A 26,147-nucleotide genomic window follows, 5' to 3' on the forward strand; every position below is an offset into this window, starting at 1 on the left:
ACGGGCGTCCTTGATCACCCGCTGGAATACACCGAGACGCGAAGGGAACGCCTCAGGCCGGCTGCTTCACCGGCGGGTCGACATAGGAGGCCGACGCCGTGATCACCTCGTCGGGCAGAGCGATCATCCGCAGATAGGCCTCCTTCGGATAGGCCATGTGCGGCTTGTCCTCGGCATAGGCCGGCTGGGCCACGGGACTGGGCCCCGCATAGGCGGCCGGCGCCCTGAAGCGGGCGGCCTCCACCGCGTCGATGCCGGCCTTGGCGAGCACTGCGGGATCGATCCAGGCCTCCGGATCGATCGCCTCCTGCGAGGTGGCGACCTCCAGCGTCATCTGATCGGGCCCCGCGAAATAGATCGAGCGGCACATGCCGTGGTCGACGGGGCCGATGACATTGACCCCGTGGCTGCGGATGCGGTCGCGCATGGCGATGAGGTCGGCGTCGGTGTCCACCCCGAAGGCCAGGTGCTGCAGCGTGCCCGGCGCGCTGGGCAGGGCGCCGCTGCCGGCGTGGGTCTTGCCCAGCTCGATGGGGATCTTGTCGACGTCCGGGAGCTGCACGATCGAGAAGTAGGAATGGTCGTTCATCCGCAGGAAGGCGTGCAGCCCTCCCGGGACGCCGTGCATGTCGAACAGCGCCACCAGCGGGCACCCCATGACCTCCGAGAAGAAGGCGATGTGCTTCTTGATGTCTCCGGCCATGAAGGCCAGGTGGTGGATGCCGGTCGGTTGCTGCGCCATGGTGATCTCACCTGCGGGAGGGGACATGCATGAAGATCGTACGCGAGCCATATGGCTATGCCTATGCCGAGAAGAGCAAGCTGAAGGAGACCTATGGCGGCCCCGACGGCCAGGTCTTCGTCGAGTGCATGCGCATCCGGCCTGAGACCGGCGACTCCAAGACCGTCATCCTGTTCAGCCACCCGATCGGCGGCGGCTCGTTCCTGCCCCTGGTCAGCGCGCTCGCCCGCGCCGGCCGCCACGTCATCTATTGCAACACTCGCTATCGGGGGAACGACACCGCCCTGATCCTGGAAAAGTGCGTACTCGACCTGGGCGCCTGCATCGCCGACCTGAAGACCCGCTTCGGCTACGAGAAAGTGGTGCTGGGCGGCTGGTCGGGCGGCGGCTCCCTGTCGCTGTTTTACCAGGATCAAGCGACCCGCCCGACCATCACCACCACGCCGGCCGGGGACCCGGTGGACCTGACGGCCGCCGACCTGCAGCCCGCCGACGCGGTGTTGCTGCTCGCGGCCCACATCAGCCGCTCGGTGACCATGACCGAGTGGATCGATCCCTCGATCCTTGACGAGGACAAGCCCTTCGAGCGCGACCTGGAGCTCAACATCTACAGCCCCGATTGCCCGAACCAGCCGCCCTATTCCGACGCCTTCGTGGCTCGATTCCGCGAGGCCCAGATCGCCCGCAATCGCCGCATCACCGCACGCGCCAAGGCGACGCTGGCCGAGCTGAAGGCCAACGGCGAGCCGGACATGGAGCGGCCCTTCGTGGTCTATGGCACCATGTGCGACGTGCGGTGGACCGATCCGACCCAGGATCCCTCCGACCGCCGGCCTTACACCTGCTATCTCGGCGAGCCGCGCATCGCCAATGACGGGCCGGTGGGCTTGGGGCGGTTCACCACCCTGCGGTCATGGCTGTCGCAGTGGAGCTATGACGAGAGCCGGGCCAACGGGGTGCTGAACGCCGCCAACGTCACCTGTCCTTCTCTGACCATCAACAACACAGCAGACCTGGCCTGCACGCCCAGCCATGCGCGACGGCTGTTCGCGGCCCTGGCCTCGGAGGACAAGACCTATGTCGATATTGAGGGCGCCGACCACTACTACATGGAACGGCCCGACCTACTGCCACAGGCTACCGCGACGGTGACCGGCTGGCTGGACGAGCGCGGCTTCTAGATCGCCCCCGCCCAGCCTCTCCCGTGTCGCCACGATCAGGCCGCCAGGGCCGCGGTCCTGCGGCGGCGGAGCGACGCGCCCGCCAGGCCGAAGCCCGAGATCATCATCGCCCAGGTCGCCGGTTCAGGAACCGCCGAGACCTCGAAGTCGAAGTTCGAGGTGGAGCTTCCGAAGGAATAGCTGAAATTGTCGACTGCGCCGACGAAGGTGCCGGGGCTCCAGCCGGAGCCGACGCCGGTGGAGAAGCCCGTCACCTTGTAGCCGGGGTTGAAGGTCGACCAATCGGAAATGCTGTGCAGGCAGCTCGGCGCCATGCGGAGCGGGTCCGAACAGGGCGACGGCAGGGCGACGATGACCTTGTTCGACCAGAAGAGCGAGTTGGTCGTGTCGATCGTCGTCGTCTGCCAGGCATCCTCGATCGGCGGGGCGCCCTGGAGGTACGGCTCGAACACCAGGTAGCCGGCATAGGCGCCCAGCGCTGTTTCCAGCATCAGTCGGTACGATGGAGCCGGCGCCGGATTGATCGTGGAGGCGCTGTCACGGAACCAGTCATAGCTGCCGCCGGTGAAGTCCGAGAGCAGAAGCGGCTGGGAGAAGCGGTACTCCATGTCCGCCTTCGACGGACCCGACCCATCGGTGCTGAAATAGATCGAACCGTTGCCGCCATTGGCGTCGGCATAGTCGGTGGTGATCCCGACCACGCCATTGCCGCGGACGTTCTGCTGCTGCCACTGGTCGCCGGCCAGCGCCTCGCCGCCCAGGGTGGCGCCGCTGGCGTTGGTCGACCGGGTCCCGGTCGAGTCGGTGGTGGTCGAGCCGGGCGCGATCGAGCCCAGCTCGGTGTTTTCGACCACGGTGGCCGCCGCGGGCGCCGCCGTCGCGAAGATCGCCAGCATGGTCGTGGCGACAAGCATGACTCTAAGCTGCATCAGAACCCCCCAATGTTGAAAATGAGAACCCCTGGTGGCGAAGTTCCGCCACCGCGTGCGGGCACGTTAATCTTTATTAACAACGAGGGAACCGCCCTTCCCTTCTGAGTTGAATCTTCAGGCAGCCTGATTTGACTTCGCGGGGTGGCGATGCTGAATGGGCGCATGTTCCGGCGACCCACCTTCGGACGATTTCGGCATCACGGCGGCAGCCTGCTAGCAGGCCTTTAGCCCCGGTCCCATGGCGCGCGCCGCGCGGGGATTCGGGGCGTCTTCCAGATCCCAGCCAGCCTGCGCCGTCGCGCGGGCCCATGCCCATCCCCAAGTCCGGAACATCACCATGCCATCGGCGACCCCCGCCCACGCACGTCCCAAGGTCATTCTCGGAGAAACCGACGCCGAGCGCCTCTCCGCGCTCGCCCTGCAGATGGAGCCATCCGCGCCCTTCGCGGCCGGCCTGCTTCTCGGCGAGATCGACCGCGCCGAAATCCAACCCGACGCCGTCGTCCCCGCCGATGTGGTGCAGATGCACTCGACCGTGGCCTTCATCGACGAAACGCACGGCAAGCGTCGCACGGTGCTGTTGGTCTTCCCCACCGAAGCCGACATCGGCGCCGGCAAGATCTCGGTGGTCACGCCGGTCGGCGCCGGCCTGATTGGCCTCACCGCGGGCGACGAGATCTTATGGCCGAACCGCGACGGCCAGGAACGATCGCTCAGAATCCTGCGCGCGACGCCGCCGGTTCGACTGACCCTCTAGCCAGGCCGGCGCGCCAACCTGGTGGTCGCCGCGACCTGGATCGACGGGCAGAGGCCGGACCTGACGACCTAGGCCCAAACCGAAAAAGGCCCGGCTGCGCTCGCGCGCGGCCGGGCCTTTCGATCGGGATGGCTGGACGCTTAGATGGCGGCCAGGGTCTGACGGCGGCGGCTACGGGCCATGGAGCCGACGGCGCCGAAGCCGATGATCATCATGGCCCAGGTCGCGGGCTCCGGAACCGCCGAGGCCGCGACATTGTCGATGGCCGGGCCGAAGGCGTCGCCGGTCAACGATGCGAAGGACAGGGTGGTCGAGGTCGAGGTGGCCTGGAAGATGAAGCTGCTGGGCGTCCAGTTCATGGCGCCATGGCTCGCGCCGGTGGTGTTGAACGAGAAGTTCTGGACCGGGCCGGCGGACGAGGCCGCCATGGCCTTCAGCACAGGACCGGCGTCCGGATTGCCGGCCAGGTCGAAGGTCACCTTGTAGTACTGGCCCGCCACGGTGGTGAGGGTCTGGGCGATGCTGCCCGGCTGGGCGCCCGAGAGGTCGACGCTGCGCGCGCCTTCCGAAGCCTGCCAGTAGCTGCCGATATAGTCGACGCTGTCGGGGCCGACGGTCCAGCCGGTGATGGCGGTGCTGCCGCCGAACAGGGTGGTGAACGAGCCCGGATTGATCGAGCCGGCTTCAAAGCCGCCGTTGCTGACGATGTTCACGGCAGCGGACGCGTTCTGGGCGAGGGCGGCGGCCGAAATCAGGGCCGCGGTGGCCAGGAGGGATTTGAACTTCATGATGGGTGTTCCGAGTTTACGCGCCGAGTCGGCGCAACGCCCCCAGCAGTTGCGGGCCATAGACCACCACAACCTTGGCCCGGCAACGCAGTTCGCTCCAAACGCTTAACTTTCCCCAATACGGAGAACGAAAGTCGCCTGGACGACATTGCTGCGATGGCCATGCCCGGGCGGTGAACGGACCTGCGGCTAGCCGAATCCGCCGAAAGCGGACATTGGTCCGCGCTACGACGAACAGGACTTCGCACCTGCCTCCGAGCGCACGCCAGGTTGAACCATGACCCGAAAACTTACGGACAAGCCAATCTCGATCGGGGCCGATCATCGCGGTGTCGTTCTCAAGGAGCGACTAAAAGGCTGGCTGCAAGCCAACGGCTACAAGGTGAAGGACTGCGGGACCGACGGTGGCGCCGAGCGAGTCGATGCAATGGACTACGCGCTTCGGTTGGTGGCCGAAATCAAGGAGAACCGTTCCGACTTCGCCATCGGAATATGCGGTAGCGGGCAGATGATGGCCATGACGGCCAATCGCTTTCCTTTCATGCGGGCGACCCTGCTCCATACCGCGGCCGAAAGCGTCCCCGCCCGCGAGCACGGCGACGCCAATATGCTGGTCTTGGGCGCGGACACCGTCGACGAGGCCACCGCCGAGCAGATTCTCAAGACATTCCTGGACACAGCCGCCCTGGGCGGCCGCTATGCCGAGCGTCGAGAACGATTGGCCAAGCTCGATGCTTCGGGGCTGTAGGACGAGTTCCGCTTTCGGGTCAGCAGCGGAGGTCCTGGTTACCTTCTGCCGCACGTCGAGGCGGGCGGGGGTCCTGACCGACTTGAACCCTGTCACCGGCTCACTCTCAACGAGCCACTGGCGTAAGCAAGGCGGCTACGCCCCGTCATTTGATGGCGCTCGCTGGTGTCGCGCGACCCATTTCGCCGCCCCATAAACGGCTGTATTTATAAGGAAAATGGCGCGCCCGGAACGATTCGAACGTCCGACCCTCAGATTCGTAGTCTGATGCTCTATCCAGCTGAGCTACGGGCGCGCACCTGCCTTGCGGCGAGGGCGCGGAACCTAGTCCGGGCGGCGGCGAAGCGCAAGCCGGGGCGACGGGAAATTTCAGGGTTCGCTTTCAAGCCAGGTCGCGCCAGGTCCGGACGTCGGTCCCCGGCCAGGGGGTAGCGGCGTAGACGGCCCTCGCCACGGCGCGCGCCAGGACATCGGCGGCCAGCGCGCCGATGCGGGCGATGGTGAAGTCGGCGGCCTCGCCCATGGGCCGGTGGGCGGTGGACAGCGCGAAGACCACGTCGCCGTCGAAGGGAGCGTGGATGGGGCGGATGGCGCGGGCCAGACCGTCCTGGGCCATGACCGCCACCCGCTTGGCCTGGGCCGGCGTCAGGGCCACGTCGGTGGCGACGCAGGCGATGGTGGTGTTCATCCGCGCGGCCGGGTCGGCCTTGGCCAGGCCCCAGTCGTCCGCAACGGCGCGCAGGCCGGAGGGGCTCAGGCCGCCGAATTCCTGGCCGATCTCGTAGGGCGCGGCCCAGAAGGTGCGCCCGCCCGGGGCGACCACCGAGCCGAAGGGGTTGACGGCCACCAGGGCGCCCACCGCGATCCCGTCGGCGGCGATCAGCGAGGCTGAGCCCGTCCCGCCCTTCAGGCTTCCCGCCATCGCGCCATAGCCGGCGCCGGTGGTGCCGAGCTCGAAGTCGAGGCCGGCGCTCACCACCGCCTCGCGGCCCAGGCGGCGATAAGGCGGGTCTTCGCCCCAGGCCTTGTCGCCGCCATTGGCCAGGTCATAGAGGATGGCCGCGGGGACGACCGGAGAGGTCGGCACGCCGGGCCGGAGCACCAGGCCATAGCCGCGGCCATGGGCCCCCAGCCAGCCGGCGACCCCGTCGGCGGCGGCCAGGCCGTAGACCGAGCCCCCCGACAGCACGATGGCGTCGATGGCGTCGACCAGGTTCTCGGGGTTGAGCGCGTCGGTCTCCCGCGTGCCCGGGCCGCCGCCGCGCACGTCGCAGGCGGCCACGGCGCGCTCGTCGGGCAGGATGACGCTGACCCCGCTGCGGACGGCGAGGTCATGCGCCTGCCCCACCTTCAGACCCGGCACATCGGTGATCAGGTTGCGCGACCCGGGGGCTGCATCTCTCATTAAGAACGGAAAGCACGGCTTGGCGTTTGTTGTCCACGCGCGCCGATGTCTATGGTGTGGCTTTCCTCCCCCCCGCCTTTGCATGTGGTCCTTCGTGTTTCAGCTCAATCGTCTCGCCGGCCTGGCGCTCGCCCTGTCGGTCACAGCCTGCGCCACCATTCCCCAGCAATCCGACACGCCCCCGACCGGACCCAAGGTCATGGTCGCCGCAGCCAATCCGCATGCGGTCGAGGCGGGGCTGAACGTCCTGCGCCAGGGCGGCTCGGCGGTGGACGCCGCCGTGGCGGTCCAGGCGGTGCTGGGCCTGGTGGAGCCGCAGAGCTCGGGCCTGGGGGGCGGCGCCTTCCTCACCTATTACGACGCCAGGACCCGCAAGGTGACCGCCTTCAACGGCCGCGAGACCGCGCCGGCCGGGGCCACGCCGGAACTGTTCCTGGACGAGGCGGCCAAGCCCATCGGCTTCCGCGACGCGGTGGTCAGCGGACGGGCGACGGGAACACCAGGCGCCGTGGCCATGCTGGCCATGGCGCAATCGGCGCATGGCAGGCTGGCCTGGAACCAGCTGTTCGCCGACGCCGAGCGCCTGGCCGATCAGGGCTTCGTGGTCAGCCCCCGACTGGGCGGCATGATCGCGGGGCCCTTCCCCCAGGGCGCGACCCCCGACGCCAAGGCCTATTTCACAAAGCCCGACGGCGAGAAGTACAAGTCCGGCGACGTCCTGAGGAACCCGGCCTACGCCGCCACGGTGCGCAAGATCGCCGCTGAAGGCCCCAAGGCCATCCTGGAAGGCTCGATCGCGCAGGCCATTGTCGCCAAGGTGGCCGAGGGTCCCCGGCCAGGGACGCTCAGCCTCACCGACCTCAAGACCTACAGGCCCAAGGCCGCTCCCGCCGTCTGCCGCCCCTACCGCGTCTATGTGGTCTGCGTGCCCGCACCGCCCTCGAGCGGGGCGGCCCTGCTGGAGGCGCTCGGAATTCTGGAACAGACCGACATCGCCTCGCGCGGCCCGGCCGATCCCCAGGCCTGGTATTTGTTCGCCCAGGCCAGCCGCCTGATGTACGCCGACCGCGACCGGTACTTCGGTGACTCCGACTTCGTGGAGGTGCCGCTGCAGGGCCTGCTGGACCCCGGCTATGTGAGCGAACGCGCCAGGCTCATCGGCGAGACCGCCGGCCCCGCGCCAGCCCCCGGCAAGCCCCGCGGCGCGGGCGCGCGCGCGCCCGACGCCACCCGCGAGCCGGCCGGCACCTCCCACTTCGTCGTCGTGGATGCGGCCGGCAACGTGGTCTCCATGACCACCACGGTTGAGAGCATCTTCGGCACGGGGCGGATGGTCGGCGGCTTCTTCCTGAACAACCAGCTCACCGACTTCTCGTTCTCGCCGATCAATCCCGACAAGTCCCCGGCGGCCAACGCCGTGGCGCCGGGCAAGCGGCCGCGCTCGTCGATGGCGCCCACCGTGGTCCTGGATCGCCAGGGCCGCTTCGTGGCGGCTTTCGGCTCGCCGGGCGGCAACTCGATCCTGGCCTACAATCTGAAGGCCCTGGTGGGGGTGCTGGACTGGAAGATGCCGATCCAGGCCGCCTTCGACCTGCCGAATCTGATCGCCCGCGGCGACAGCTACGCCTCCGAGCCGGCCAAGTATGCGCCGGGCGTGGTCGAGGCCCTGGCGGCCAAGGGGGTGAAATTCACCGGCTTCGGCGGCGAGGGCTCGGGCCTGCACGGGGTGGTGATGACTCCGAACGGCCTGGAAGGCGCCGCCGATCCCCGCCGCGAGGGCGTGGCCAAGGGGTTCTAGACCTCGGAGCTCGGGGCGCGGCGCTTCTTCGCGGCCCTGAAGCGCGGCGGGACGCCGGGCAGGCGCAGTTCGAACACCGAGCCGTCCGGCCCCGTCTGGGCCAGGGTAAGATCTCCGCCGTGACCCGTGGCCAGCTCACGTGCAATGGCGAGGCCCAGGCCCGCCCCGCCGGGCCGCGTTGAACCGGCGAAGGGCTGGAACAGCCGGTCGCGAGCGCGCTCCGAGACGCCGGGCCCGTTGTCGGCCAGATAGATCAGGCTCGACCCGTCCTCCTGGGCCAGGGAGACCTGCACCTGGCCAGGCGCCGTGCGCCCCTCCTGCTGCTCCACGGCCTCGCGGGCGTTGCGCAGCAGGTTGACCAGAATCCGATGTAGCTGGTCCGGATCGGCGATGACCTGGTCGGCGGGGCCGACGCTCGTCACCAGTCGCATGCGGTCGGAGAACCGCGCCTCCTCGGCGGCGATCTCCAGGGCCGGCGCCAGCAGCAGGGGCCGGGCGTCGGGCGCGACCTCCTGGGTCTTGCCATAGGTCAGCACGTCGGAAGCCAGAGTCACGGCGCGGTCCAGGGCCCGCTCCAGGCGCGGCAGGGCCTGGGTGACCTTGGGATCCTTGAGCGCGGCCAGCCGCTCCGAGGCGATCTGGGCGCTGGTCAGCATGTTGCGCAGGTCGTGATTGATCTTGGCCACCGCCTCGCCCAGCGCCGCCAGCCGGGCGCGGGAGGCGAGCGCAGTGTGCAGTTCGCCTTGCATCCGGCCCAGCTCCACCTCGGCGCGGCCGATCTCGTCGCGGCGACCGGAGGGCGCGATGCGGGCGGAGGCGTCCTCGGGGTCGGCGGCGAAACGCTCCATCGAGCGGGTGATCCGCTGCATGGGCCGCACCAGGAAGAAGTTCAGCGACAGATAGACCAGCCCGCCGGCGAACGCCGAGACGAAGGCCATGACCGCCAGGAGCCGCCAGAGGTATTTTGTCAGCTCCGCCTTCAGGGCCGCGTCGGGCGCGACCACCTCGATGAACTGGGCGTCGTAGAAGCGCGGCTCGGCGATCACCCGGACCATGCGGCCCTCGCCGCCCCCGGACAGAGTCTGGAACGGCGCCGACAGCCAGGAGCCCAGCGCCCGGTCGCGCAAGTCGACCAGGTACGGCGTCCGCGCCAACCGCGGCCCCGGCACCTTCAGGAAGCGGTTGCCGTCATTGTCGAGGATGGCGACGGTCTGGACTCCGGCCCCCGCGCGGAGCTTGGAGGCCAGGGCCTCGCTCATCACCTGGTCGGGGTCGACATCGGTGGCCAGGGAGGCCAGTTCGGCGGCCCGGACCCGGTCCAGCAGCCACTGCTCCTCGAAGGCCGCCAGGGCCGCGGGTACGGCCATGGCGCCGGCGCCCGCCACGAACAGGATGGTGAGGATCAGCAGACGCGCCGAGAGTCCGCCCGGCCAGAAGAAGCGGCGCCCGGGCGACCTGATGGGCGGCTGGGGAATGGGGGCGTCCGCCATGACGACTCCCCCGTTACTTCACTGAGAACGGTTCGGCAACGAAACGCGCCCGGGGCGGGAGCGAAGCTTAACCGGCGCCCACCGCCTGGGCGACCGAGGCGAACCCGTCGGCGCGCAGGCGCGCGGCCAGGTCGCGCTTGATCCGCGTCACCAGCCCCGGACCCTCGAACACCATGGCGGAATAGAGCTGAACGGCCTGGGCCCCAGCCCGGATTCTCGCGTAGGCGTCGGCTCCCGAGCCGATTCCGCCGGCTCCGATCAAGGCGACGCGGCCGCGCGCGGCGTCACCGAACCGCGCCAGCATCCGGGTCGAAAGTTCCGTCAGCGGCGCGCCCGAGAGCCCGCCGGCTTCGCCTGCGTGGCGCGAGGCGAGCGGCGGCCGGGTGATGGTGGTGTTGGAGACGATGATCCCCGACACGCCGTTGGCGACCACGGTCTCGACGATGGCCTCGACCTCGCCGTCCTCGAGGTCGGGCGCGACCTTCAGGAACATCGGAACAAGGCCTTCCGCCGGCAGGCTGTCACGGGCGGCGGCGAGGCGGCCCAGCAGTTCCTCCAGCGCAGCCTTGGTCTGCAGGGCGCGCAGGCCCGGCGTGTTGGGCGAGGAGATGTTGATGGTGAAATAGGAGGCTAGGCCCCAGAGCCGGGTCAGGCCCGTGACATAGTCGCCAATGCGGTCCTGAGCGTCCTTGTTGGCGCCGATATTGGCCCCGACGATCCCGGGACCCCGCCGCGCCAGGCGCGCGGCGAAGGGCTCCAGCCCCTCATTGTTGAATCCCATGCGGTTGATCACCGCCCGATCCTCACTCAGCCGGAACAGGCGCGGGCGCGGATTGCCGGCCTGGGCCAGGGGGGTGACCGTGCCGCACTCCACGAAGCCGAAGCCGGCCCGCAGCATGGGACCGAATACCTGGGCGTTCTTGTCGAACCCGGGCGCCAGGCCGACGCAGTTGGGCAGGGCGAGCCCGGCGACCTCCGTCGCCAGGATCGGATCGTCGACGCCGGCGCGGGGGCCCAGCCCCGCCTGCAGGGCGCGTATGGTGACGCCGTGGGCGTCCTCCGGGTCGAGCACGTGCAGGACGCGGGCGGCGAGGTCGTGAACGGTCACGCCAGGGCTCCCAGCATCGGAACTCCGTCTGCGTCCAGCGGCGCCTCCGTCACGGCCAGGACCTGCGAGACCGCCAGAGGCCCGTAGAGGTGCGGAAAGAGGTCGCCGCCGCGCGAGGGCTCCCAGCGCAGGGCCCCGCCCAGGTCACCTGGTTCAATCTCGAGGACCAAGAGGTCGGGCTGTCCGGCGAAGTGTCGCCGCGCCGTCTCCGCCGCTTGGACTCCGGTGGAGAAGTGGATGAAGCCGTCGGCCCGGTCGACCGCCGAGCCCGTGAACAGGCCAGCCGCCCGGGCCTGGTCCCACTCGAGGCGCGTCAGGATCTTGTAGATTCGGCCCACGCTCAGTCCTTGGGTAAGAAGAGGCCGTCATAGGACGGGCGGCCCGCCGCATCGAACAGGAACACCGCCGCCGCCGAGGGCGGGAAGGCTCCGTGGGCGCGGGCGACCAGGGTCTGGGGCGCCGAGCCCTCGGCCAGAAGGCGGATGGCCAGGTCCTGCAGGCCCGGATTGTGGCCGACGATCATCACCGTGCCGGAGGTCTCGCCCGCCGCCTCGGCCATCTCGCGGACCGTGGATTCCTCGGCGTGATAGAGCGCGCGCTCCACCCGGAAGTCGGCGTTCGGGAAGGCCGGCGCCACCGCGGCCCAGGTTTCCCGGGTCCGGGCCGAGGGCGAGACCAGCACCAGGTCGGGGATCAGGCCGAGATCGGCCAGGCGCTCGGCCATGGCGGCGGATTCGACGGCGCCGCGGCCGTCGAGCCGGCGGTCGAAGTCGTCGCCGCTGGCGGAGTCGCGCTCGGCCTTGCCGTGCCGCAAGAGGATAAGCCGGTCCATGAACGCTTCGCCGCGCCCCCCTACTTGCGAACGCCCCCAAACGCGCCGCTCACAAAAGTCTCATAGCGGCGTCTTCGCCTGACGCGAAGCGGTTGACAGCGAATGAGTGAAACGGTCTTCAAGGCCCCGATGACCGCTGTTGCGATCCCGACAGGCGAGACCGGCGGCGGGACGCATCGTTTTCCCGCCGACAAGCCGTTGCGCCTGGATAGCGGCGCCCTGCTGACCCCGCTGGAGATCGGCTACAAGACCTACGGCGCCCTGAACGCCGACAAGTCCAACGCCGTCCTGGTCTGCCATGCCCTGACCGGCGACCAGCACGCGGCCTCCGTCCATCCGGTTACCGGAAAGCCCGGCTGGTGGGAGCGGGTGATCGGCCCGGGCCTGCCCCTCGACCCTGGCCGCTATTTCATCATCAGCACCAATGTGGTGGGCGGCTGCATGGGCTCGACGGGGCCCGGCTCCATCGATCCCACCACCGGCAAGCCCTACGCGCTCACCTTCCCGATGATCACCATCGCCGACATGGTTCGCGCCCAGGCCATGCTGGTGGAAGCCCTTGGCATCGAGACCCTGTTCGCGGTGGTCGGCGGCTCCATGGGCGGGATGCAGGTCCTGCAGTGGGCGGCCGACTATCCGGACCGGCTCTATTCGGCTATCTGCATCGCCGCGGCGGCGCGCCATTCGGCCCAGAACATCGCCTTCCACGAGGTCGGCCGCCAGGCGATCATGGCCGATCCGGACTGGCGCGGCGGCTCCTACCAGGTCGCGGGCGTGCGCCCGGAGAAGGGTCTGGCCGTGGCCCGCATGGCCGCCCACATCACCTATCTGTCGGAGACCGCCCTGCAGCGGAAGTTCGGCCGCGAATTGCAGCGCGACGGCCTTTCCTGGGGCTTCGACGCCGATTTCCAGGTGGAGAGCTATCTGCGTCACCAGGGGGCGAGCTTCGTCGACCGCTTCGACGCCAACTCCTACCTCTACATCACCCGGGCGCTCGACTATTTCGACCTGGCCGGGAACCACGGCGGCGTGCTGGCCGAGGCGTTCCGCCGGGCCCGCGCCGTTCGGTTCTGCGTGCTGTCTTTCTCCTCGGACTGGCTCTATTCCACGGCCGAGAGCCGCGACATCGTGCGCGCGCTGAACGCTGCCGGGTGCCGGGCGAGCTTCGCCGAGATCGAGACCGACAAGGGCCACGACGCCTTCTTCCTCGACGAGCCGGCGCTCGACTCGGCCCTGCGCGGCTTCCTTGAGTCCAACGCCGAGAAGCGGGGCCTGGCGTGAGCGGTCCCCTGCGCGACGACTTCCGCGAGATCCTGCGGCTGGTGCGGCCCGACGCTCGGGTGCTGGACGTCGGCTGCGGCGAGGGCGAGCTGCTGGAGTTGCTGACGCGCGAGAAGAACGTCGACGGCCAGGGGCTGGAGCTGTCTTCCGAGGGCGTCGGCGCCTGCCTGGCGCGTGGGCTGGCGGTGGTGCAGGGCGACGCCGATCGCGACCTCGACCACTTTCCGACCAAGGCCTTCGACTACGCCATCCTGTCCAAGACCCTGCAGCAGGTGCGCGATCCCAAGCACGTGCTCTCCGAACTGTTGCGGATCGCCGAGCGGGCCGTGGTCTCGGTGCCGAACTTCGGCCACTGGCGAGTGCGGATGGCGCTGATCACCACGGGGCGGATGCCCGAGACCAAGGCCCTGCCCGAGCCCTGGTGGTCGACCCCCAATATCCACCTCTGCACCCTGCGCGACTTCACCTCGCTATGCGCGGATCTGAACCTGCGGATCGACGCCTGCGTCTCCCTGGCGCCGGGAAAACCGCCCCGCCAGATCGACGCCGCGCGCCCGATCGAGAACTGGCGGGCCGAGACCGCCCTCTTCCTGCTTAGCCGCAAGCCAGAGCCGGAGCCCACGCCGGTTCCGCCGACCAAATCGGACCTGTTCGGCTAGACGAGCCTAGAGCAGCCAGGCCGGGGCCGGCCGGCCCGCCGCGGCGCGCAGGCTGATCAGGGCCATGCCGCCTTCGAACAGGCAGTAGGCGGCCACCAACAGCACCGGAGTCTCGACCAGCGCCATCGGATCGGCGATCACCAGCAGCACGGCCAGTGACAAACAGCCGCAGGCGCCGATGAAGGCGACTTTCGAACGCCAGAGCGGGGGGCGTCCCGCGGTCCTTCTGGCGAGGCTCACCAGCACCGCGGCCACCGCCAAGAGTCCCCCGACCAAGAGCGTCATACCTAAGTCCTTACGCTAGAACAGGAATCTCGCGACCACGCGGCCATCATAGGCTTCGTAATCGTCTCGCAATTCGCCCCCGGCCTCGATCGCGAAGTCGAAATATTCGGCTTGGCCGCGAAGGGCCAAGCGCAGAACCGGGCCACCGCCGGAAAGTTCCGGGGCGGCGAGGCTGAAGGAAGGGCCTCCGGCGACGAAGCGGGCGGTCGTGACATCCACCCCGTCGCCGGAGACCTGACGCCAGCCAGCCGTCACTTCCGGAACCCAGACGAAGGCGCTCTCCTCGCCCAGACGCGCCCCGAAGGTGACGCCCGCGAAGGCGCCAAGCTGTGAACTCGAACGTTTATCGATGGCCAGATCCATCGCCGCGCCGCCGCCGCTCTCGGTCCGACTGTCTTCCTTCAGTAGGAAGTAGTCGGCGCTGACCTGAGGCCTGGCGAAGAAGTCGCCGGCCTCGAACAGGTAGCTGGCGTTGGCGTGGACCGCGAAGGTCCCGCCGTTCCAGTCGGATTTCGTGTTCCGCGACAGGCCGCTCGCCGCGTCGGACAGCACCCGCTTGCTCTTCAGCCGGGCGTAACCGCCGGTCGCGCCCAGGTTGACGGTCAGGCCGCCCGCCGTGTCGCGCCAATAGACCCCGGCCGAATAGACCTGGCCGCCCAGGGTCTCGGCGGTGTTGGAGCCCTCGTCCTCGACGTCGACGTTCACGAAGCTGGTCATCAGGCCCAGCGTCCCGACCGTGGTGTCGGGCGCCTCGATCCCGCCGGCCAGCCCGAAGCCGTCGGCCTCGTAGCTGGAGGTCCGGTCGATGTCGCGCTTGACCAGGAAGGCGATCTCCTGCGTCCACAGCCGCAGGCCGTCGCGCGACATCATCGGCTGCTCCTCCTCGATCGCACGGTTGGTGGCGTCCGAGGCGGTCGACAGCACGTTGAACAGGCCGCCCGAATAGTCGGGCAGGAACTGGTCGTAGAGGCCGGCGAAGGTCCCCTCGTCGGTTTTGGCCAGCAGGGCGTCGCGGACGCCGGTGTCGCGGTCGAAATTGGCGAACACCGCATCGTAGGCCGAAGCCTCGGCGGCGTTCAGCCCCGCCTCGGCCGCGGTGCGGCGACGGACGTCGGCGAAGATGGTGTTCTGGGCGGCGTCGACCCGCAGGTCGGCTTTGTAGAGCCAGGGCGTGGAGCTCAGCAGGCTCTGATCCAGGGTTCCGACGGTGAGCGCGCCGGCCTTGATCAGGCTGAAACTGGCGGGCGAGGTCAGCTTGGTGGCGAACCTCAGGCCGAGCTTGGCGCCTGTGGCCACATTGGCCGCCCCCGACACTTTGAGCGTGGTCGACTTGCCGCCCACCGGATCGGCGGTCAGCACCAGTTCGCCGGTGGCGCCCAGGCTCAGGCTGGTGAGGTTCAGGGTTTCCGTGTTGGTGGCGGTCAGCCGGCCCTTGACGATGTTCATGGTCAGTCCGCCGCCGGCGTCGGTCAGGTCGCCGGTCATCCTGGCCCCGCCGTCGATCACCAGGGTGTCGGCGCCGGAGCCGAAAGCCACCTTGCCGTTCAGCACCCCGGCCAGCAGTTCCAGCCGCGCCGCGCCCGAGCCGAACAGCAGGTCGCCGGTGATGGTGGGGGTGATGGTGGTGCTGGCGTTGGCGGCCTGGCGCACCGTGACGCCCGCCGTATTGGCCCGCAGGTCGAGCGCCGTCGCGCTGCCGGTCACCGCCGCGGAATCGCTGGGGGTGATGGTCGCCGAGATGGTGTGGATGTTCTCGATCAGCCGCAGGGAGCCGGCGGAATCGAGGATGGCGGTGGCCGCGCCCTTGGTCCCGGTGATTCCCGCGCTGATCGTGCCCGAATTGCCGAGATAGCCGGCTGAGGCGCCTGCATCGATCTGGATGGCGCGGACGTCGACGGCGTCGGTCGAGGCCGTCGTGGCCTTGATCGTCCCGCCCTCGTTGCGGATCAGAGGCGTGGTCGCCCCGGAGCCTAGGCGCAAGGCGGTGGCGTTGGCCTTGGCCGTATTGGCGGTGACCGAGCCCGAGACGCGCACGCCGCCATCGATGGCGACCTTGCCGCCGAGGCCGCCTAGCTGGATCGCTGTGGACGCCGCGCCGTCATAGACGCCCGCGCTCTGCGCCGTGCCCTTGATGTTGAGGCCGTGGGCGTTGACCCCGGTCCCCCCCAGGCCCAGGCGGATGTCGTGCCCGGCCACGTCGCCCACCAGGATCGCCGGGGCCGTGCCGACCGAGCTGATCGTGCCGGTGGTCTCCGAGGCGTCGGCGATGCCGTCGTCGTCCTCGTCGGTGTCGTTGGCGTCCAGGTTCGCCGGGGGCGCATCGACCACGATGCCGCCGATCACGTCGCCGCGCACCCGCACCGCCGGGCCTCCGATCAGCAGGTCGTCGGCATCCAGCTTGGCCAGGGCCGCGTCGGCCGGGCGGGTGGTGTACCGATAGCCCGTGGCGGTGATGGTGGCGCCCAGGACCAGCTTGCCGCCGACCCCCTGGTCGACCGCGACGCCCACGGCGTCCTTGCCCTGGACCAGGACCGAGGAGAGGATCGCCACGTCGCCGCCCACCGTGCCGACGGTGTGGACACCATAGATCCGGTCGCCGCTGACGGTGATGGCGCCTGCGGTGCGCACCGAGCCGTCGATGGCGGTCTCCACCGAGATCCCCGCCGAACCATTGCCTTCCACGGCGATGGAGCCGCCGGTCATGATGATCTGGCCGTGGAAGGGCTGCGCGCCGGTGACGCGCACGCCGAACCGCCGATTGCCGGTGGCGAACGCGCCGTCATTGTCGCCATCGGCGTCGGCGTCCTTGATCTCCGTGGTCTCGTCGACCTGGATGGAGCCCGCGATCTTCACCTCCGACGTGGTCCCGCCCTGCACCAGTAAGCCGGTGGCGTCGTCGGCGTTCTGGATGATGATCGAACCCTCGTGGGTGACGGCGTGGTTGCTGTTCACGGTGATGGCCGTGCCGGAGGTGAGCTTCACGGAGCCCGCGCTCGTCACCTTGATGCTGTCGGGCGAGCCGCTCGCCGCCGTGGCCGTGGCGATCGCGGTGGTCCGTTCGTTGGTCACCGTCGTTTCGGCGTGGGCCGCGCCCGCCAGCAGGCACAGGGGAGAAGCAGCGGCGAGCAGGACGTGGCGCAGGGGCATGGAGTCTCCGGAAGGTGGCGGACGCCTCCGGAACCATGTTATGGCTGCGACAAGGCGTTATACGTGGCGTAGAAATACGTTTCGTAATTACTGTACATAGCCCGCCCGGGTGTTGCAAGATGGCTGAGCGGGCCGTCGGCGCCCGCGGTCATGGAGTTGAGACAGATGCCAAGAAGCGCGGTTGATCCGGCGCGGGCTGCGGCGACCAAGATCCTGCGCCAGGAGGCGGGGCGCTGGCTGAAGGCCGCGCGCGAAGCCGCCGGCCTGACCCAGGCCGAACTCGCCGTGCGGGTGGGTCTGCGGTACTACACCTTCGTCTCCCAGGTGGAGAGCGGCCTGGGCCGAGTTCCCATCGAGACCCAGGGGGCATGGGCGGAGGCGGTCGGCCTTGATCCCGCCGAATTTGCCCGCACCTTGCTGCGCTACTATGAGCCGGAGCTCTTCCGGCTTCTGTTCGGGGATGCGGCCGAGGATGCGCCCAGCGCGCGTCTGGCCAATCGGGCTTAGGGAACCGCGGGCGCCATGAGCAACGTCGTGCCGTTCACGCCGCGCGCCAGCGCGGGCGGGGGGTGGACCGCTTCCGAACGCGAACGGCTGGCCGACCTGGCCGACCGGCTCTCGGCGGGCGGCGGCAAGGTCGAGGCCGTCTACGGCGTCAGCGACGACGGCGATCCCTGGTGCGTCATCAAGGACGAGAACGAGGAGATCCTGGTCCACATCGCCCGGATCGACGGCCAGTTCGTGATCCACGACGCCGCCGCCGACGCGATCCAGGAAGGCGACACCCTGTGGAGCGCCTGCGACCGCCTGCTGGGTCCCGACTGGCGCGAGCATCGCGGCGATGTCGTGGTCTCGCTGAGCGGACGCCACGCCCAGATCGTCGTCGCCCTGGTGATGGCCGCCACCTTCATCCACGAGGTCGACCACGCCGAGGCCGCGACCGTGCCCAGCCCGCCCGCGACGCCCGTCGCCCTGGGCGCGGCGGCGGCCCTGGCCCCGCTGGCCGCCCAGGCCCAACCCGCCGACGACCTGCGCCACGAACTGCTGGGCGCCCAGGACAACGCCGAAACCAGCGCCGGCCAACCCGCCGACCTGGCGGCGGCCCCGGCCGCGCCCGACGCGCCTCCGGCCACCACCGCGGTGGAATCCGCAACCCTGGCGACCAGCCTGGAAGATCCGGGACGGCTCGATACTCCCGCCGCGCCCGAGGAAGATGTCCAGGTGCTGCGCGGGAGCGCGGGCGCCGACACCCTGCAGGGCGGCGAGGGCCGCGACGAGATCTTCGGCGGCGCCGGCGACGACAGCCTGAACGGCGGCGGCGGCGCCGACACCCTGCACGGCGGCGACGGGAACGACACCCTGCAGGGCGGTGGCGCGGATCCGGGACAGTTCGACCAGCTCGACGGCGGGGACGGCGACGACCAGATCTTCCTGGGCCCCGACGCGGTGGCGACCGGCGGCGGGGGCGCCGACACCTTCGTCTTCTCGGGTCAGGCCGACGCCAACGGCCTGCTGGGCGTCGTGCTCGACTTCGCCCAGGCCCAGGGCGACCGCATCGCCTTCAGCGGCGGGCGGACCTACACGGTGGTGGGTGAACACCAGGAGGCCAATATCCTGGGCGATGTGAACGGCTTCTTCGGCGCCACGGCGACCTTGCCCCTGCCGGGCCTGCGGGTCGATGTCGATCTGAACGGCGACGGCGTCGCCGACGGCCACCTGATGCTGGGCCGACCCGGCGGATCGGCGCCGCCTGAAGCGGCAAAGCCCCCCGAAGGCGGATGGCACGGCGAGCTCTCGGCCTCCAGCCTCTATGCCGTCCGGCCGCCGCCCCCCGGCGACTTCACCGGATAGACCCCCAGCGCCTCAGGCCCGGCGGCGCACCCGAGCCTCGCCGGACGAATTGACCCCCGATCGAGTCGCCGACTAGGTTGCCGACCGAGGGCCGATCAAGCGGCCGCCGGTTTCCCACGCCCCAGGCCGACCCATGATCCACGCCGCCAAGGCCCTCGCTTGCGGGCTGATCCTGTCCCTCGGCCTGAGCCTTTCCCCCGCCCACGCGAAGCCACCCGTCGCCACCGGCTCTGGCGGCGCGGCCGCAACGATCAGCGAACAGGCTTCGCGCTCGGCGATGATCATCCTGAACAAGGGCGGCAACGCCATCGACGCCGCCGTGGCCGCGGCGGCCACGCTGGGCGTCACCGATCCCTTCAGCTGTGGGATCGGCGGGGGTGGCTTCATGGTCATCTACCTCGCCAAGGAAAACCGCGTGATCACCATCGATCACCGTGAAATGGCTCCAGCCGCCTTCACGCCGGCTGTGTTCCAGGCGAACGGCGCGCCGATCGACTTCGACACGGCGGTCGCCAGCGGCGCCTCGGTGGGCGTGCCGGGCACGGTGCGCGGCTGGCACGAGGCGCTGGAACGCTACGGCGTCATGTCGTTCGACCAGGTCCTCGCGCCGGCCATCCAGGTGGCGACCGCGGGCTTTCAGGTCACGCCGACGTTCCACCGGCTGGTGGCCGAAAACGAGGCGAAGTTTCAGAACTTCTCGACGACCAGCGCCCTCTATCTGAGGAACGGCAGGGCGATCCCGGCGGGCGCCATCCTGCGCAATCCCGACCTCGCCAGGGCGTATCGCGCAATCGCAGCCGATGGTCTCGACGCATTCTACCGGGGGCCGATGGCGCAGGCGATCGTCGACGCGGTCAACCGCCCGCCCCTCGCCGCCGGCAAATCGGTCCGCCCTGGAGCGATGACGCTGGCCGATCTCGCCAACTATGAAGCCCGCATCCGCCAGCCGGTGCACAGCACCTATCGCGGCTACGACCTCTACGGCATGCCCCTGCCCAGCAGCGGCGGCGTAACCGTCGCCGAGGCCCTGAACATCCTCGAGACCTTCGATCTGAAATCCATGGACCGCGCCAGTGCGGAGCATGTCTACCTCGAGGCGAGCCGTCTGGCCTTCGCCGACCGCAATGCCTACCTGGCTGATCCCGAATACGTGGACGCGCCCGTCCAGGGCCTGCTCTCCAAGGCCTATGCCAGGCAGCGCGCCGCTCTCATCGATCCGCGCTCGGCGGCGAAGGATGTCGCCCCCGGCGACCCCTACGCGTTCCAGAGCGACCAGAGCATCCCGCTGCGCCCGCCGGGCGCGCGACAGCCCGTGGAAAGCGCGCACACGACGCACCTGACCGTGTCCGACAAGGACGGAAATGTGGTCGCCTACACCTTCACGATCGAATCCTGGGGCGGCAGCGGCATCGTGGTGCCGGGCTACGGCTTCCTGCTGAACAACGAGATGACGGACTTCGACTTCACCGGTCCGCGGCCGAACGTGCCGGAGGCGGGCAAGCGGCCCCGCTCCAGCATGGCTCCGACGATCGCGCTCAAGGACGGCAAACCGGCCTTCACGATCGGCAGCCCCGGTGGCGCGACCATCATCACCACGGTGCTCCAGTCCATCGTCAACCACATCGACCTTGGCATGCCCATGGAGCAGGCGATCGACGCGCCGCGCATGAGCGAGCGGAACGGGACGGCGATCTCGGTCGAGCCGGGTTTCGCGCAGGGCGCACGGGCGAAGGCCTTGGAGCAATTCGGCCACAGGTGGGAGGACAGGCCCGAGGAGATCGGCGCGGCCAGCGCCATCGTGTTCCATCCCGACGGCGCCGTCACGGCGGTGAGCGAAGGCAAGCGCCACGGCGTCGGCACGGCAATGGTGCAGCGTCCGGCGCGCTGAGCCCTATCCCGCGATGGCGGCGGCGTCTCGGTCGCCGGTGCGGATGCGCAGGGCCTGTTCCAGGTCGAGGACGAAGATCTTGCCGTCGCCGATCTTGCCGGTATTGGCCGTCCGGGCCACCGCCTCCATCACCGTGTCGAGGATGTCGGTGGGCACGGCGATCTCAAGCTTCACCTTGGGCAGCAGCTTCACCTCGTATTCGGCGCCGCGATAGACCTCGGTCTTGCCGCGCTGGCGCCCGTAGCCGCGGACCTCGGTGACGGTCAGGCCCGAGGCTCCGGCCTCGGTGACGGCCTCGAGGACCGCGTCCAGGCGGCTGGGCTTGATAACCGCGACGATCATTTTCATGGCGCTGGCTCCGCGAAGCGACTGTGGCTTCGAAGCTAGGGCGCCGCGCGGCAGGCTCCAAGGCCTGAGCTAAGGATCGCGCCGAGGCGCCCGGGAAGCAGGCGCCCGGTTGGCGGGCAGCGGGGCCAGGGCGGGGCGCGCCACCCGAGCCCGCGCCCGGGCGGGCTTGGCCTTGACCGCAAAGGTCTGCTTGACCGCCTCGGTGAGCACCAGGCCCGCGAACCGCGGCCAAAGCCGGGAGCCGGCCTGCTCGAAGGCCTCGGCCCAGCCGGACATCCAGGGGACCGGCGGCACATAGAGCGCCCGGGTCCAGCCCGTGGGCTCCAGTTCAGCCTCACGCAACAGATCGGCCAGCTGGCCGCGGGTATAGGGGCGGCCGTGGCCGAAGGGGGTCTTCTCGGCGTTGGCCCACAGGCCGTTGCGCGCGGCGGTGACCACGATCACCCGGCCTGAAGGCGCCAGCACCCGCCACACCTCGCGCATCAGGGCCAGCGGATCGGGGCTCTCCTCCAGGGCGTGGACCGCCAGGATGCGGTCGAAGAAGGCGTTGGGGAACGGCAAGCTGTCCTCATCGGTCAGGCAGGCCAGGTTGGCGGCGTCCGCCGGCCAGATCTCGACGCCCTGCTGGGCGGGCATGGCCGCCACCACCCGGCGCGCCGCCGCGCGGGCGCCGCCCAGGAACGGGATGGCGTAGCCCAGGCCCAGCAGGTCCAGGCCCTGGGCGTCGTCCCAGGTCTCCAGCACCTTGCGGCCCACCATCTCGCGCGCCGCGCGGCCCAGCGGCGTGGCGTAGAATTCGCGCAGTTCCAGGACGTCGCGGCGCATGGGGCCTATGCTCGACTTGCGGGTCGCCCGACCCTAAATGCCAGGGACCCGTACACGAAGTCTTTCGAGAGGCCGCCATGACGATCACCGTGCATCAATTCCCCTGCCTCTCGGACAACTACGGCTTCCTGGTCCGCGACGACGCCACGGGCCTGGCCGCCTGCGTCGACACCCCCGACGCGGCCGCCATCCTGCGCGAGCTGGACAAGGTCGGCTGGAAGCTCGACCTGATCCTCAACACCCACTGGCATCCCGACCATGCCGGCGGCAACGCCGACATCGTGGCGGCCACCGGCGCGACCGTCGTCGGCCCCAAGGAGGTGGAGCGGATCGGCAAGGCTCCCGACCGCGAGGTTGCGCATGGCGACGTGGTCAAGCTGGGCGAGACCGCGTTCCAGGTGCTGGATTCCGGCGGCCACACCCTGGGTCACATCGCCTATTTCGACTCGGCCGACCACGTGGCCTTCGTCGGCGACACCCTGTTCGCGCTCGGCTGCGGACGGCTGTTCGAGGGCACGCCGCAGCAGATGTGGGCCAGCCTCCAGCGCCTGGCGAACCTGCCCGATGACACCACCGTCTATTGCGCCCACGAATACACCGCCTCCAACGCTCGCTTCGCCCTCTCGGTGGATGACGATCCGGCGTTGAAGGCCCGGGCCGCGGAGATCTTCGCCGCTCGCGAGCGGGGGGAGTGGACCGTGCCCACCACCATCGGCCTGGAAAAGGCCACCAACCCCTTCCTGCGCGCGCCCCTGCTGCGTCCCGGCGTACCCGAGCACGAGGCCTTCGCCGCCGTCCGCGCCGCCAAGGACAGCTTCAAGGGGTGACCGCCGCACCCCGCCCGAAGCCGCGCGGCTCGCGCCGGACCCTGACCCACGCCAACCTGGTCGCGCTCGGCGCCGAGCGGCTGGCCGATCTCGCTCTCGAGCTGGCGGACGAACAGCCGGTGGTGAAGCGCCGCCTGCGCCTGGAGCTGGCCGCCGCCGCCGGCCCCGACGTCCTGGCCGCCGAGATCGACAAGACCCTGGCGACCATGGCCAGCCGCCGCGGCCGGGTGCCGTGGCGCAAGTACAAGGCTCTGGTCCTCGACCTTGACCTGCAGCGCCGCCTGATCGCCGGTCAGCTGGCCAAGGAGTCGCCGGCGCTCGCCTTCGACCTGCTGGGGCGTTTTCTCGCGATCGCCGAGGATGTCCTGGACCGGGTGAAGGACGCGCGGGGAGAAGTGGCCAAGGTGTTCGCCGTCGCGGCCCGCGACCTGGGCGACCTCATTCCAAACGCCGGAATCGCGCCACCGGCCCTGGCCCAGTTCGCGCTGAAGGCCCTAGGCGACCTTGAGCCACGCCTGGCTGTGGCCGTGCTCGCCGGCGTGATCCAGGGGCTCGATCCCGCAGCGGTCACGTGGCTGCGCCAGGCGGTGGCCGAGCTTGACCCTCGTGGTCCGAGCGCGCGCACCCACCTGCGCCTGGCCAGCCAGATGCTGGCCGACGCGGCCGGCGACGTGGCCGGATATGCAGCGACCCTCTCGCCTCGCGAGACGGCGACCCCCTGGGGCGCGGCCCAGATCGGAAGCCGCCTGCTCACGGTCGGCCGTCCGGAGGAGGCCCTTGCGGTCCTCGAGGCGGGCGCGCCGTCGAACTTGGCTCTCGAGCCGCCCTACGGCAAAGGCCTGCCGCCCCTGCTCCGCCTCCCCGGCGGTCCCGAGTGGATGGCCGCCTATGAGGCCGGACTGGAGGCAACCGGCCGCAAGGACGACGCCCAGGCCCTGCGCTGGGCGGCGTTCGAGACCGCGCTCTCCGCGCCGCACCTGCGGGCCTATCTGAAGCGGCTGTCCGACTTCGACGACGTGGTCGCCGAGGATCGCGCCCTCGCCCTGGCCATCGAATTCCCCGACGCCACCCAGGCGCTGGACTTCCTGACCGTCTGGCCCGCCGTGAACCTGGCGGCGCAGCTCGTGTTCGCGCGTTCGGCGACGTTGGACGGTGGCCGGGTCGAAGCCATGGAGCGTGCGGCCCAGGCGCTCGAGGCCCGCCATCCCCTGGCGGCCACCCTGGTGCGGCGCGCCATCATCGAGGCGGCGGTCCGCAGCCGTCCGACGGAATGGCGCGAACTGGTGAAGCATCAGGCCGCCGCCAACGAGAGCCTGGAGAGCCAGATCGCCGACTGGGGCGCGGTCGATCCCCCGGCGCGCTTCCGCGAGCGCGTGCGCCGGATGGTCTAGGAGGGGTCGGGGGCCATCTGGGCCCGCCAGCTTTCGGGCAGGTTGAAGCGCACCGCAGGCTTAGGGGGCTCTGGAAGTGTCTCTGCTGGCGCGGAAATGGGGGTCACCGCGACCGGCGCGGCCTGCGCCACCTGGACGGGCGGCGGCGGCGGATCGCTGCGTTCCGCCATCTGCTGCGGCGGCCCGTAGCAGCCGTTGGCCGAGGCGAAGCCCTTCAGATAGGCCCGGCGAAGCTGGCCGGCCTCGCGGGCCTCGCGCACCTTCTGGTCCTGTCGCGACGCCCCGGTCAGCCGGCGCACCACGCCGCGGAACGGGATGACGTCGCGGGTGACGTCGGCCAGGGCGCCCAGCACCAACGTGCGGCCGCCCGACTTCGGCGGCGCCGCGCCGTCTCCGCGGTCCGGGCCCAGCGCGGCCTCCAGCGGGGCGATCATCGCCGCCAGCTCGGCGCAGCTCGCCTTCTGCGGATCGAGATAGGGCGCTTCCTGCGCCCCGGTCAGGGACTTGGGCACCTCGTCCCGCATGAGGTTGACGTCGCGCAGAGGCGCCAGCAACGCGCCCTGCAGGCTGGCCTGGCTGGCCTCGTCCGACGTGCGCGGTTGCGCGGTCTGGGCATCGACCGTGGTCGCGCCCAGAAGGGCCGCTCCAGCGCATCCGACGCCGACGATCCAGCGTCTCGGCCGCTTCCGCATTGTCCGATCCCGCATCTGCTTCGAGGTCCCGGCTCTCGCCGCGACACCTCCATTTTGACCTTCCACAGCTAATGAGCGCCGCAATCGCCGGTGGGTTTCATGGAACACGTCTTTCGTGAAGATCGGCGTGAATTTGGAATTTCCGGATTCACCAATGCAGCGAATTCACTAATTCGAGGATCGCGGCGCGGTTAGGCTTCCTGTCGAAGGAGACACCCCATGTCCGACACCGATAGCCGCCGCCAACGCGCCCTGCGCCGGGCCGACGCCAAGCTGAGCTTCCTCATCCATCTGGCCTGCTTCGTGGTCTTCTTGGCCGGCCAGGCCGCTATGGAGCTGCTCCTCTGGCCCGATCGCATGACGCTCCAATGGACCGTCATGGGCTGGGGGACGGGCGTGCTGATCCACGGCCTGGCGGCCTATGTCCCATTCGACTCCCTGCGGGAGCGGATGCAGCAGGCGGAACTGCGGCGCGAAGACGTTTAGGGCAGCAGCACCACGTGGTCCGGCAACTCGTTCGGATTGTCCCCCGCCCGGGCCGGGAAGTGCTGCGCCAGGATGTCGACGCATAGGCTTATCGCGGCCTCGAAACCTTCGGCCCGACGGTCGGCCTTGAAGCCCTCCATCAGCCGCGCCATCGCCGCGTCCCAGACCTGGCGGTCGACCTTGGCGGCGATGCCGTCATCGGCGATCAGCTCGGCCATGTGCTCGTCGATGGAGACATAGATCAGCACCCCGGTCCGCTCGCGGGTGGATTGCAGGCTCTTGGCCAGGAACTGCTCGCTGGCCCGACGCCGCACCCGGTGGCGCTTTAGCGCCCGGGGCGTCAGCAGGCGGCGCACCGGCGGCAGGGCCGCCAGGATCGCGACCACCACGAACAGGACGCCCTGCAGCAGGATGGCTCCGGTGAGCGCCGAGCGTACGGCGGTCGTCGCGATGTCGGACATCTGAGCCGCCGTCCAGCCCTGACCGAGCTCCGGCGCGGCGACCTGGACTCCCGCCGCCAGCAGCAGGGCCGGGGCGACCAGGGCGGCCACCGCCGCCCAGGCCAGGGGAACTTCCAGATATTCCGAGCTCTCCTGCGCCACCACGCAGTAGATTTCGCCCGAGGTGCGGGCCTCTCCCTGGCGGACGGCCGCCTGGATGCGGGCCCGGTCGGTCTCGTTCAGCAT

The 26,147-nt window shown here is 69.9% G+C and carries 26 protein-coding genes and 1 tRNA gene; 12 read left to right on the forward strand and 15 right to left on the reverse strand.

Annotated elements, in window-relative coordinates; all coding sequences use genetic code 11:
• Positions 1–52: 52 nt before the first annotated feature.
• Positions 53–742, reverse strand: coding sequence for a VOC family protein (locus M9M90_RS18370; RefSeq protein WP_254834686.1), 690 nt, complete (start codon positions 740–742; stop codon positions 53–55).
• A 29-nt stretch (positions 743–771) separates the two neighbouring features.
• Between M9M90_RS18370 and M9M90_RS18375 the strand changes: the two genes are divergently transcribed.
• Positions 772–1,923: a S9 family peptidase gene (locus M9M90_RS18375; protein WP_254834687.1), complete on the forward strand. Its 1,152-nt coding sequence runs from the start codon at positions 772–774 to the stop codon at positions 1,921–1,923.
• A gap of 35 nt (positions 1,924–1,958) precedes the next feature.
• On the opposite strand, the gene M9M90_RS18380 is transcribed toward M9M90_RS18375, so the two are convergent.
• Positions 1,959–2,852 (reverse strand): PEPxxWA-CTERM sorting domain-containing protein, encoded by an 894-nt coding sequence (locus M9M90_RS18380; protein WP_254834688.1) that lies wholly within the window; start codon positions 2,850–2,852, stop codon positions 1,959–1,961.
• A gap of 340 nt (positions 2,853–3,192) precedes the next feature.
• On the opposite strand from M9M90_RS18380, the gene rnk reads away from it, so the two are divergent.
• Positions 3,193–3,612, forward strand: a complete 420-nt coding sequence (rnk, locus tag M9M90_RS18385) for a nucleoside diphosphate kinase regulator (protein ID WP_254834689.1) — start codon at positions 3,193–3,195, stop codon at positions 3,610–3,612.
• A 140-nt stretch (positions 3,613–3,752) separates the two neighbouring features.
• On the opposite strand, the gene M9M90_RS18390 is transcribed toward rnk, so the two are convergent.
• Complete coding sequence (locus tag M9M90_RS18390; RefSeq protein ID WP_254834690.1) at positions 3,753–4,400, reverse strand: choice-of-anchor C family PEP-CTERM protein; 648 nt, start codon at positions 4,398–4,400, stop codon at positions 3,753–3,755.
• 277 nt (positions 4,401–4,677) lie between these two features.
• Here M9M90_RS18390 and M9M90_RS18395 point away from each other — a divergent pair, with 277 nt between their 5' ends.
• Entirely contained in the window at positions 4,678–5,148 is a 471-nt protein-coding gene (locus M9M90_RS18395) for an RpiB/LacA/LacB family sugar-phosphate isomerase (protein WP_254834691.1), read from the forward strand.
• A 218-nt stretch (positions 5,149–5,366) separates the two neighbouring features.
• On the opposite strand, the gene M9M90_RS18400 is transcribed toward M9M90_RS18395, so the two are convergent.
• Both M9M90_RS18400 and M9M90_RS18405 read right to left on the reverse strand, forming a co-directional pair.
• Positions 5,367–5,443, reverse strand: a tRNA-Arg gene (locus M9M90_RS18400).
• Between the two features lie 87 nt (positions 5,444–5,530).
• Positions 5,531–6,553 carry a P1 family peptidase gene (locus tag M9M90_RS18405; RefSeq protein WP_254834692.1) on the reverse strand — a complete coding sequence of 341 codons (1,023 nt, stop codon included), beginning with the start codon at positions 6,551–6,553 and terminating at the stop codon, positions 5,531–5,533.
• Positions 6,554–6,635: 82 nt separating this feature from the next.
• Between M9M90_RS18405 and M9M90_RS18410 the strand changes: the two genes are divergently transcribed.
• Positions 6,636–8,351, forward strand: coding sequence for a gamma-glutamyltransferase family protein (locus M9M90_RS18410; protein WP_371876873.1), 1,716 nt, complete (start codon positions 6,636–6,638; stop codon positions 8,349–8,351).
• Here M9M90_RS18410 and M9M90_RS18415 read toward each other — a convergent pair.
• The 4 genes from M9M90_RS18415 to M9M90_RS18430 all read right to left on the reverse strand — a co-directional run bounded on the left by M9M90_RS18415 (position 8,348) and on the right by M9M90_RS18430 (position 11,781).
• Complete coding sequence (locus M9M90_RS18415) at positions 8,348–9,841, reverse strand: HAMP domain-containing sensor histidine kinase (RefSeq protein ID WP_254834694.1); 1,494 nt, start codon at positions 9,839–9,841, stop codon at positions 8,348–8,350. The two genes, M9M90_RS18410 and M9M90_RS18415, sit on opposite strands and share 4 nt — an antisense overlap.
• 67 nt (positions 9,842–9,908) lie before the next feature.
• Complete coding sequence (locus tag M9M90_RS18420) at positions 9,909–10,949, reverse strand: quinone-dependent dihydroorotate dehydrogenase (protein ID WP_254834695.1); 1,041 nt, start codon at positions 10,947–10,949, stop codon at positions 9,909–9,911.
• Positions 10,946–11,287, reverse strand: coding sequence for a DUF952 domain-containing protein (locus M9M90_RS18425; protein ID WP_254834696.1), 342 nt, complete (start codon positions 11,285–11,287; stop codon positions 10,946–10,948). The genes M9M90_RS18420 and M9M90_RS18425 overlap by 4 nt, the downstream gene beginning before the upstream one ends.
• Positions 11,288–11,289: 2 nt before the next feature.
• Positions 11,290–11,781, reverse strand: a complete 492-nt coding sequence (locus tag M9M90_RS18430; RefSeq protein ID WP_254834697.1) for a histidine phosphatase family protein — start codon at positions 11,779–11,781, stop codon at positions 11,290–11,292.
• A 129-nt stretch (positions 11,782–11,910) separates the two neighbouring features.
• On the opposite strand from M9M90_RS18430, the gene M9M90_RS18435 reads away from it, so the two are divergent.
• Together M9M90_RS18435 and metW are read left to right on the forward strand one after the other, a co-directional pair.
• Positions 11,911–13,062 carry a homoserine O-acetyltransferase gene (locus M9M90_RS18435; protein ID WP_254834698.1) on the forward strand — a complete coding sequence of 384 codons (1,152 nt, stop codon included), beginning with the start codon at positions 11,911–11,913 and terminating at the stop codon, positions 13,060–13,062.
• Positions 13,059–13,721, forward strand: a complete 663-nt coding sequence (gene metW / locus M9M90_RS18440; protein WP_254834699.1) for a methionine biosynthesis protein MetW — start codon at positions 13,059–13,061, stop codon at positions 13,719–13,721. The genes M9M90_RS18435 and metW overlap by 4 nt, the downstream gene beginning before the upstream one ends.
• A 6-nt stretch (positions 13,722–13,727) precedes the next feature.
• Here the strand turns inward: metW and M9M90_RS18445 are convergent, their stop codons facing one another.
• Complete coding sequence (locus M9M90_RS18445) at positions 13,728–14,006, reverse strand: hypothetical protein (protein WP_254834700.1); 279 nt, start codon at positions 14,004–14,006, stop codon at positions 13,728–13,730.
• Positions 14,007–14,021: 15 nt separating this feature from the next.
• Positions 14,022–17,153 (reverse strand): autotransporter domain-containing protein, encoded by a 3,132-nt coding sequence (locus M9M90_RS18450; RefSeq protein ID WP_254834701.1) that lies wholly within the window; start codon positions 17,151–17,153, stop codon positions 14,022–14,024.
• 165 nt (positions 17,154–17,318) lie between these two features.
• Between M9M90_RS18450 and M9M90_RS18455 the strand changes: the two genes are divergently transcribed.
• From M9M90_RS18455 to ggt, 3 genes are all read left to right on the forward strand, one after another.
• Positions 17,319–17,660: a helix-turn-helix domain-containing protein gene (locus M9M90_RS18455; protein WP_254834702.1), complete on the forward strand. Its 342-nt coding sequence runs from the start codon at positions 17,319–17,321 to the stop codon at positions 17,658–17,660.
• Between the two features lie 15 nt (positions 17,661–17,675).
• The gene (locus M9M90_RS21205) at positions 17,676–19,004 is read left to right on the forward strand and encodes a hypothetical protein (RefSeq protein WP_305885124.1); all 1,329 of its coding nucleotides are present in this window, start codon (positions 17,676–17,678) and stop codon (positions 19,002–19,004) included.
• A 133-nt stretch (positions 19,005–19,137) separates the two neighbouring features.
• Positions 19,138–20,892 (forward strand): gamma-glutamyltransferase, encoded by a 1,755-nt coding sequence (gene ggt / locus M9M90_RS18465; RefSeq protein ID WP_254834703.1) that lies wholly within the window; start codon positions 19,138–19,140, stop codon positions 20,890–20,892.
• Positions 20,893–20,895: 3 nt separating this feature from the next.
• Here ggt and M9M90_RS18470 read toward each other — a convergent pair whose 3' ends face one another.
• Together M9M90_RS18470 and M9M90_RS18475 are read right to left on the reverse strand one after the other, a co-directional pair.
• Complete coding sequence (locus M9M90_RS18470; protein WP_254834704.1) at positions 20,896–21,240, reverse strand: P-II family nitrogen regulator; 345 nt, start codon at positions 21,238–21,240, stop codon at positions 20,896–20,898.
• A gap of 69 nt (positions 21,241–21,309) precedes the next feature.
• Complete coding sequence (locus M9M90_RS18475) at positions 21,310–22,065, reverse strand: class I SAM-dependent methyltransferase (RefSeq protein ID WP_254834705.1); 756 nt, start codon at positions 22,063–22,065, stop codon at positions 21,310–21,312.
• Between the two features lie 77 nt (positions 22,066–22,142).
• Here M9M90_RS18475 and gloB point away from each other — a divergent pair, with 77 nt between their 5' ends.
• Positions 22,143–22,892, forward strand: a complete 750-nt coding sequence (gloB, locus tag M9M90_RS18480; protein WP_254834706.1) for a hydroxyacylglutathione hydrolase — start codon at positions 22,143–22,145, stop codon at positions 22,890–22,892.
• Positions 22,889–24,283 carry a DUF6880 family protein gene (locus M9M90_RS18485; RefSeq protein WP_254834707.1) on the forward strand — a complete coding sequence of 465 codons (1,395 nt, stop codon included), beginning with the start codon at positions 22,889–22,891 and terminating at the stop codon, positions 24,281–24,283. The genes gloB and M9M90_RS18485 overlap by 4 nt, the downstream gene beginning before the upstream one ends.
• On the opposite strand, the gene M9M90_RS18490 is transcribed toward M9M90_RS18485, so the two are convergent.
• Entirely contained in the window at positions 24,280–24,975 is a 696-nt protein-coding gene (locus tag M9M90_RS18490; protein WP_254834708.1) for a hypothetical protein, read from the reverse strand. The genes M9M90_RS18485 and M9M90_RS18490 overlap by 4 nt on opposite strands.
• Positions 24,976–25,194: 219 nt before the next feature.
• Between M9M90_RS18490 and M9M90_RS18495 the strand changes: the two genes are divergently transcribed.
• On the forward strand, positions 25,195–25,461 hold the full coding sequence (locus tag M9M90_RS18495; RefSeq protein WP_254834709.1) for a 2TM domain-containing protein: 267 nt from the start codon (positions 25,195–25,197) through the stop codon (positions 25,459–25,461).
• Here the strand turns inward: M9M90_RS18495 and M9M90_RS18500 are convergent.
• Positions 25,458–26,147, reverse strand: a complete 690-nt coding sequence (locus M9M90_RS18500) for a TPM domain-containing protein (RefSeq protein ID WP_254834710.1) — start codon at positions 26,145–26,147, stop codon at positions 25,458–25,460. The two genes, M9M90_RS18495 and M9M90_RS18500, sit on opposite strands and share 4 nt — an antisense overlap.

It is taken from the genome of Phenylobacterium sp. LH3H17 (assembly GCF_024298925.1).
Classification (GTDB): domain Bacteria; phylum Pseudomonadota; class Alphaproteobacteria; order Caulobacterales; family Caulobacteraceae; genus Phenylobacterium.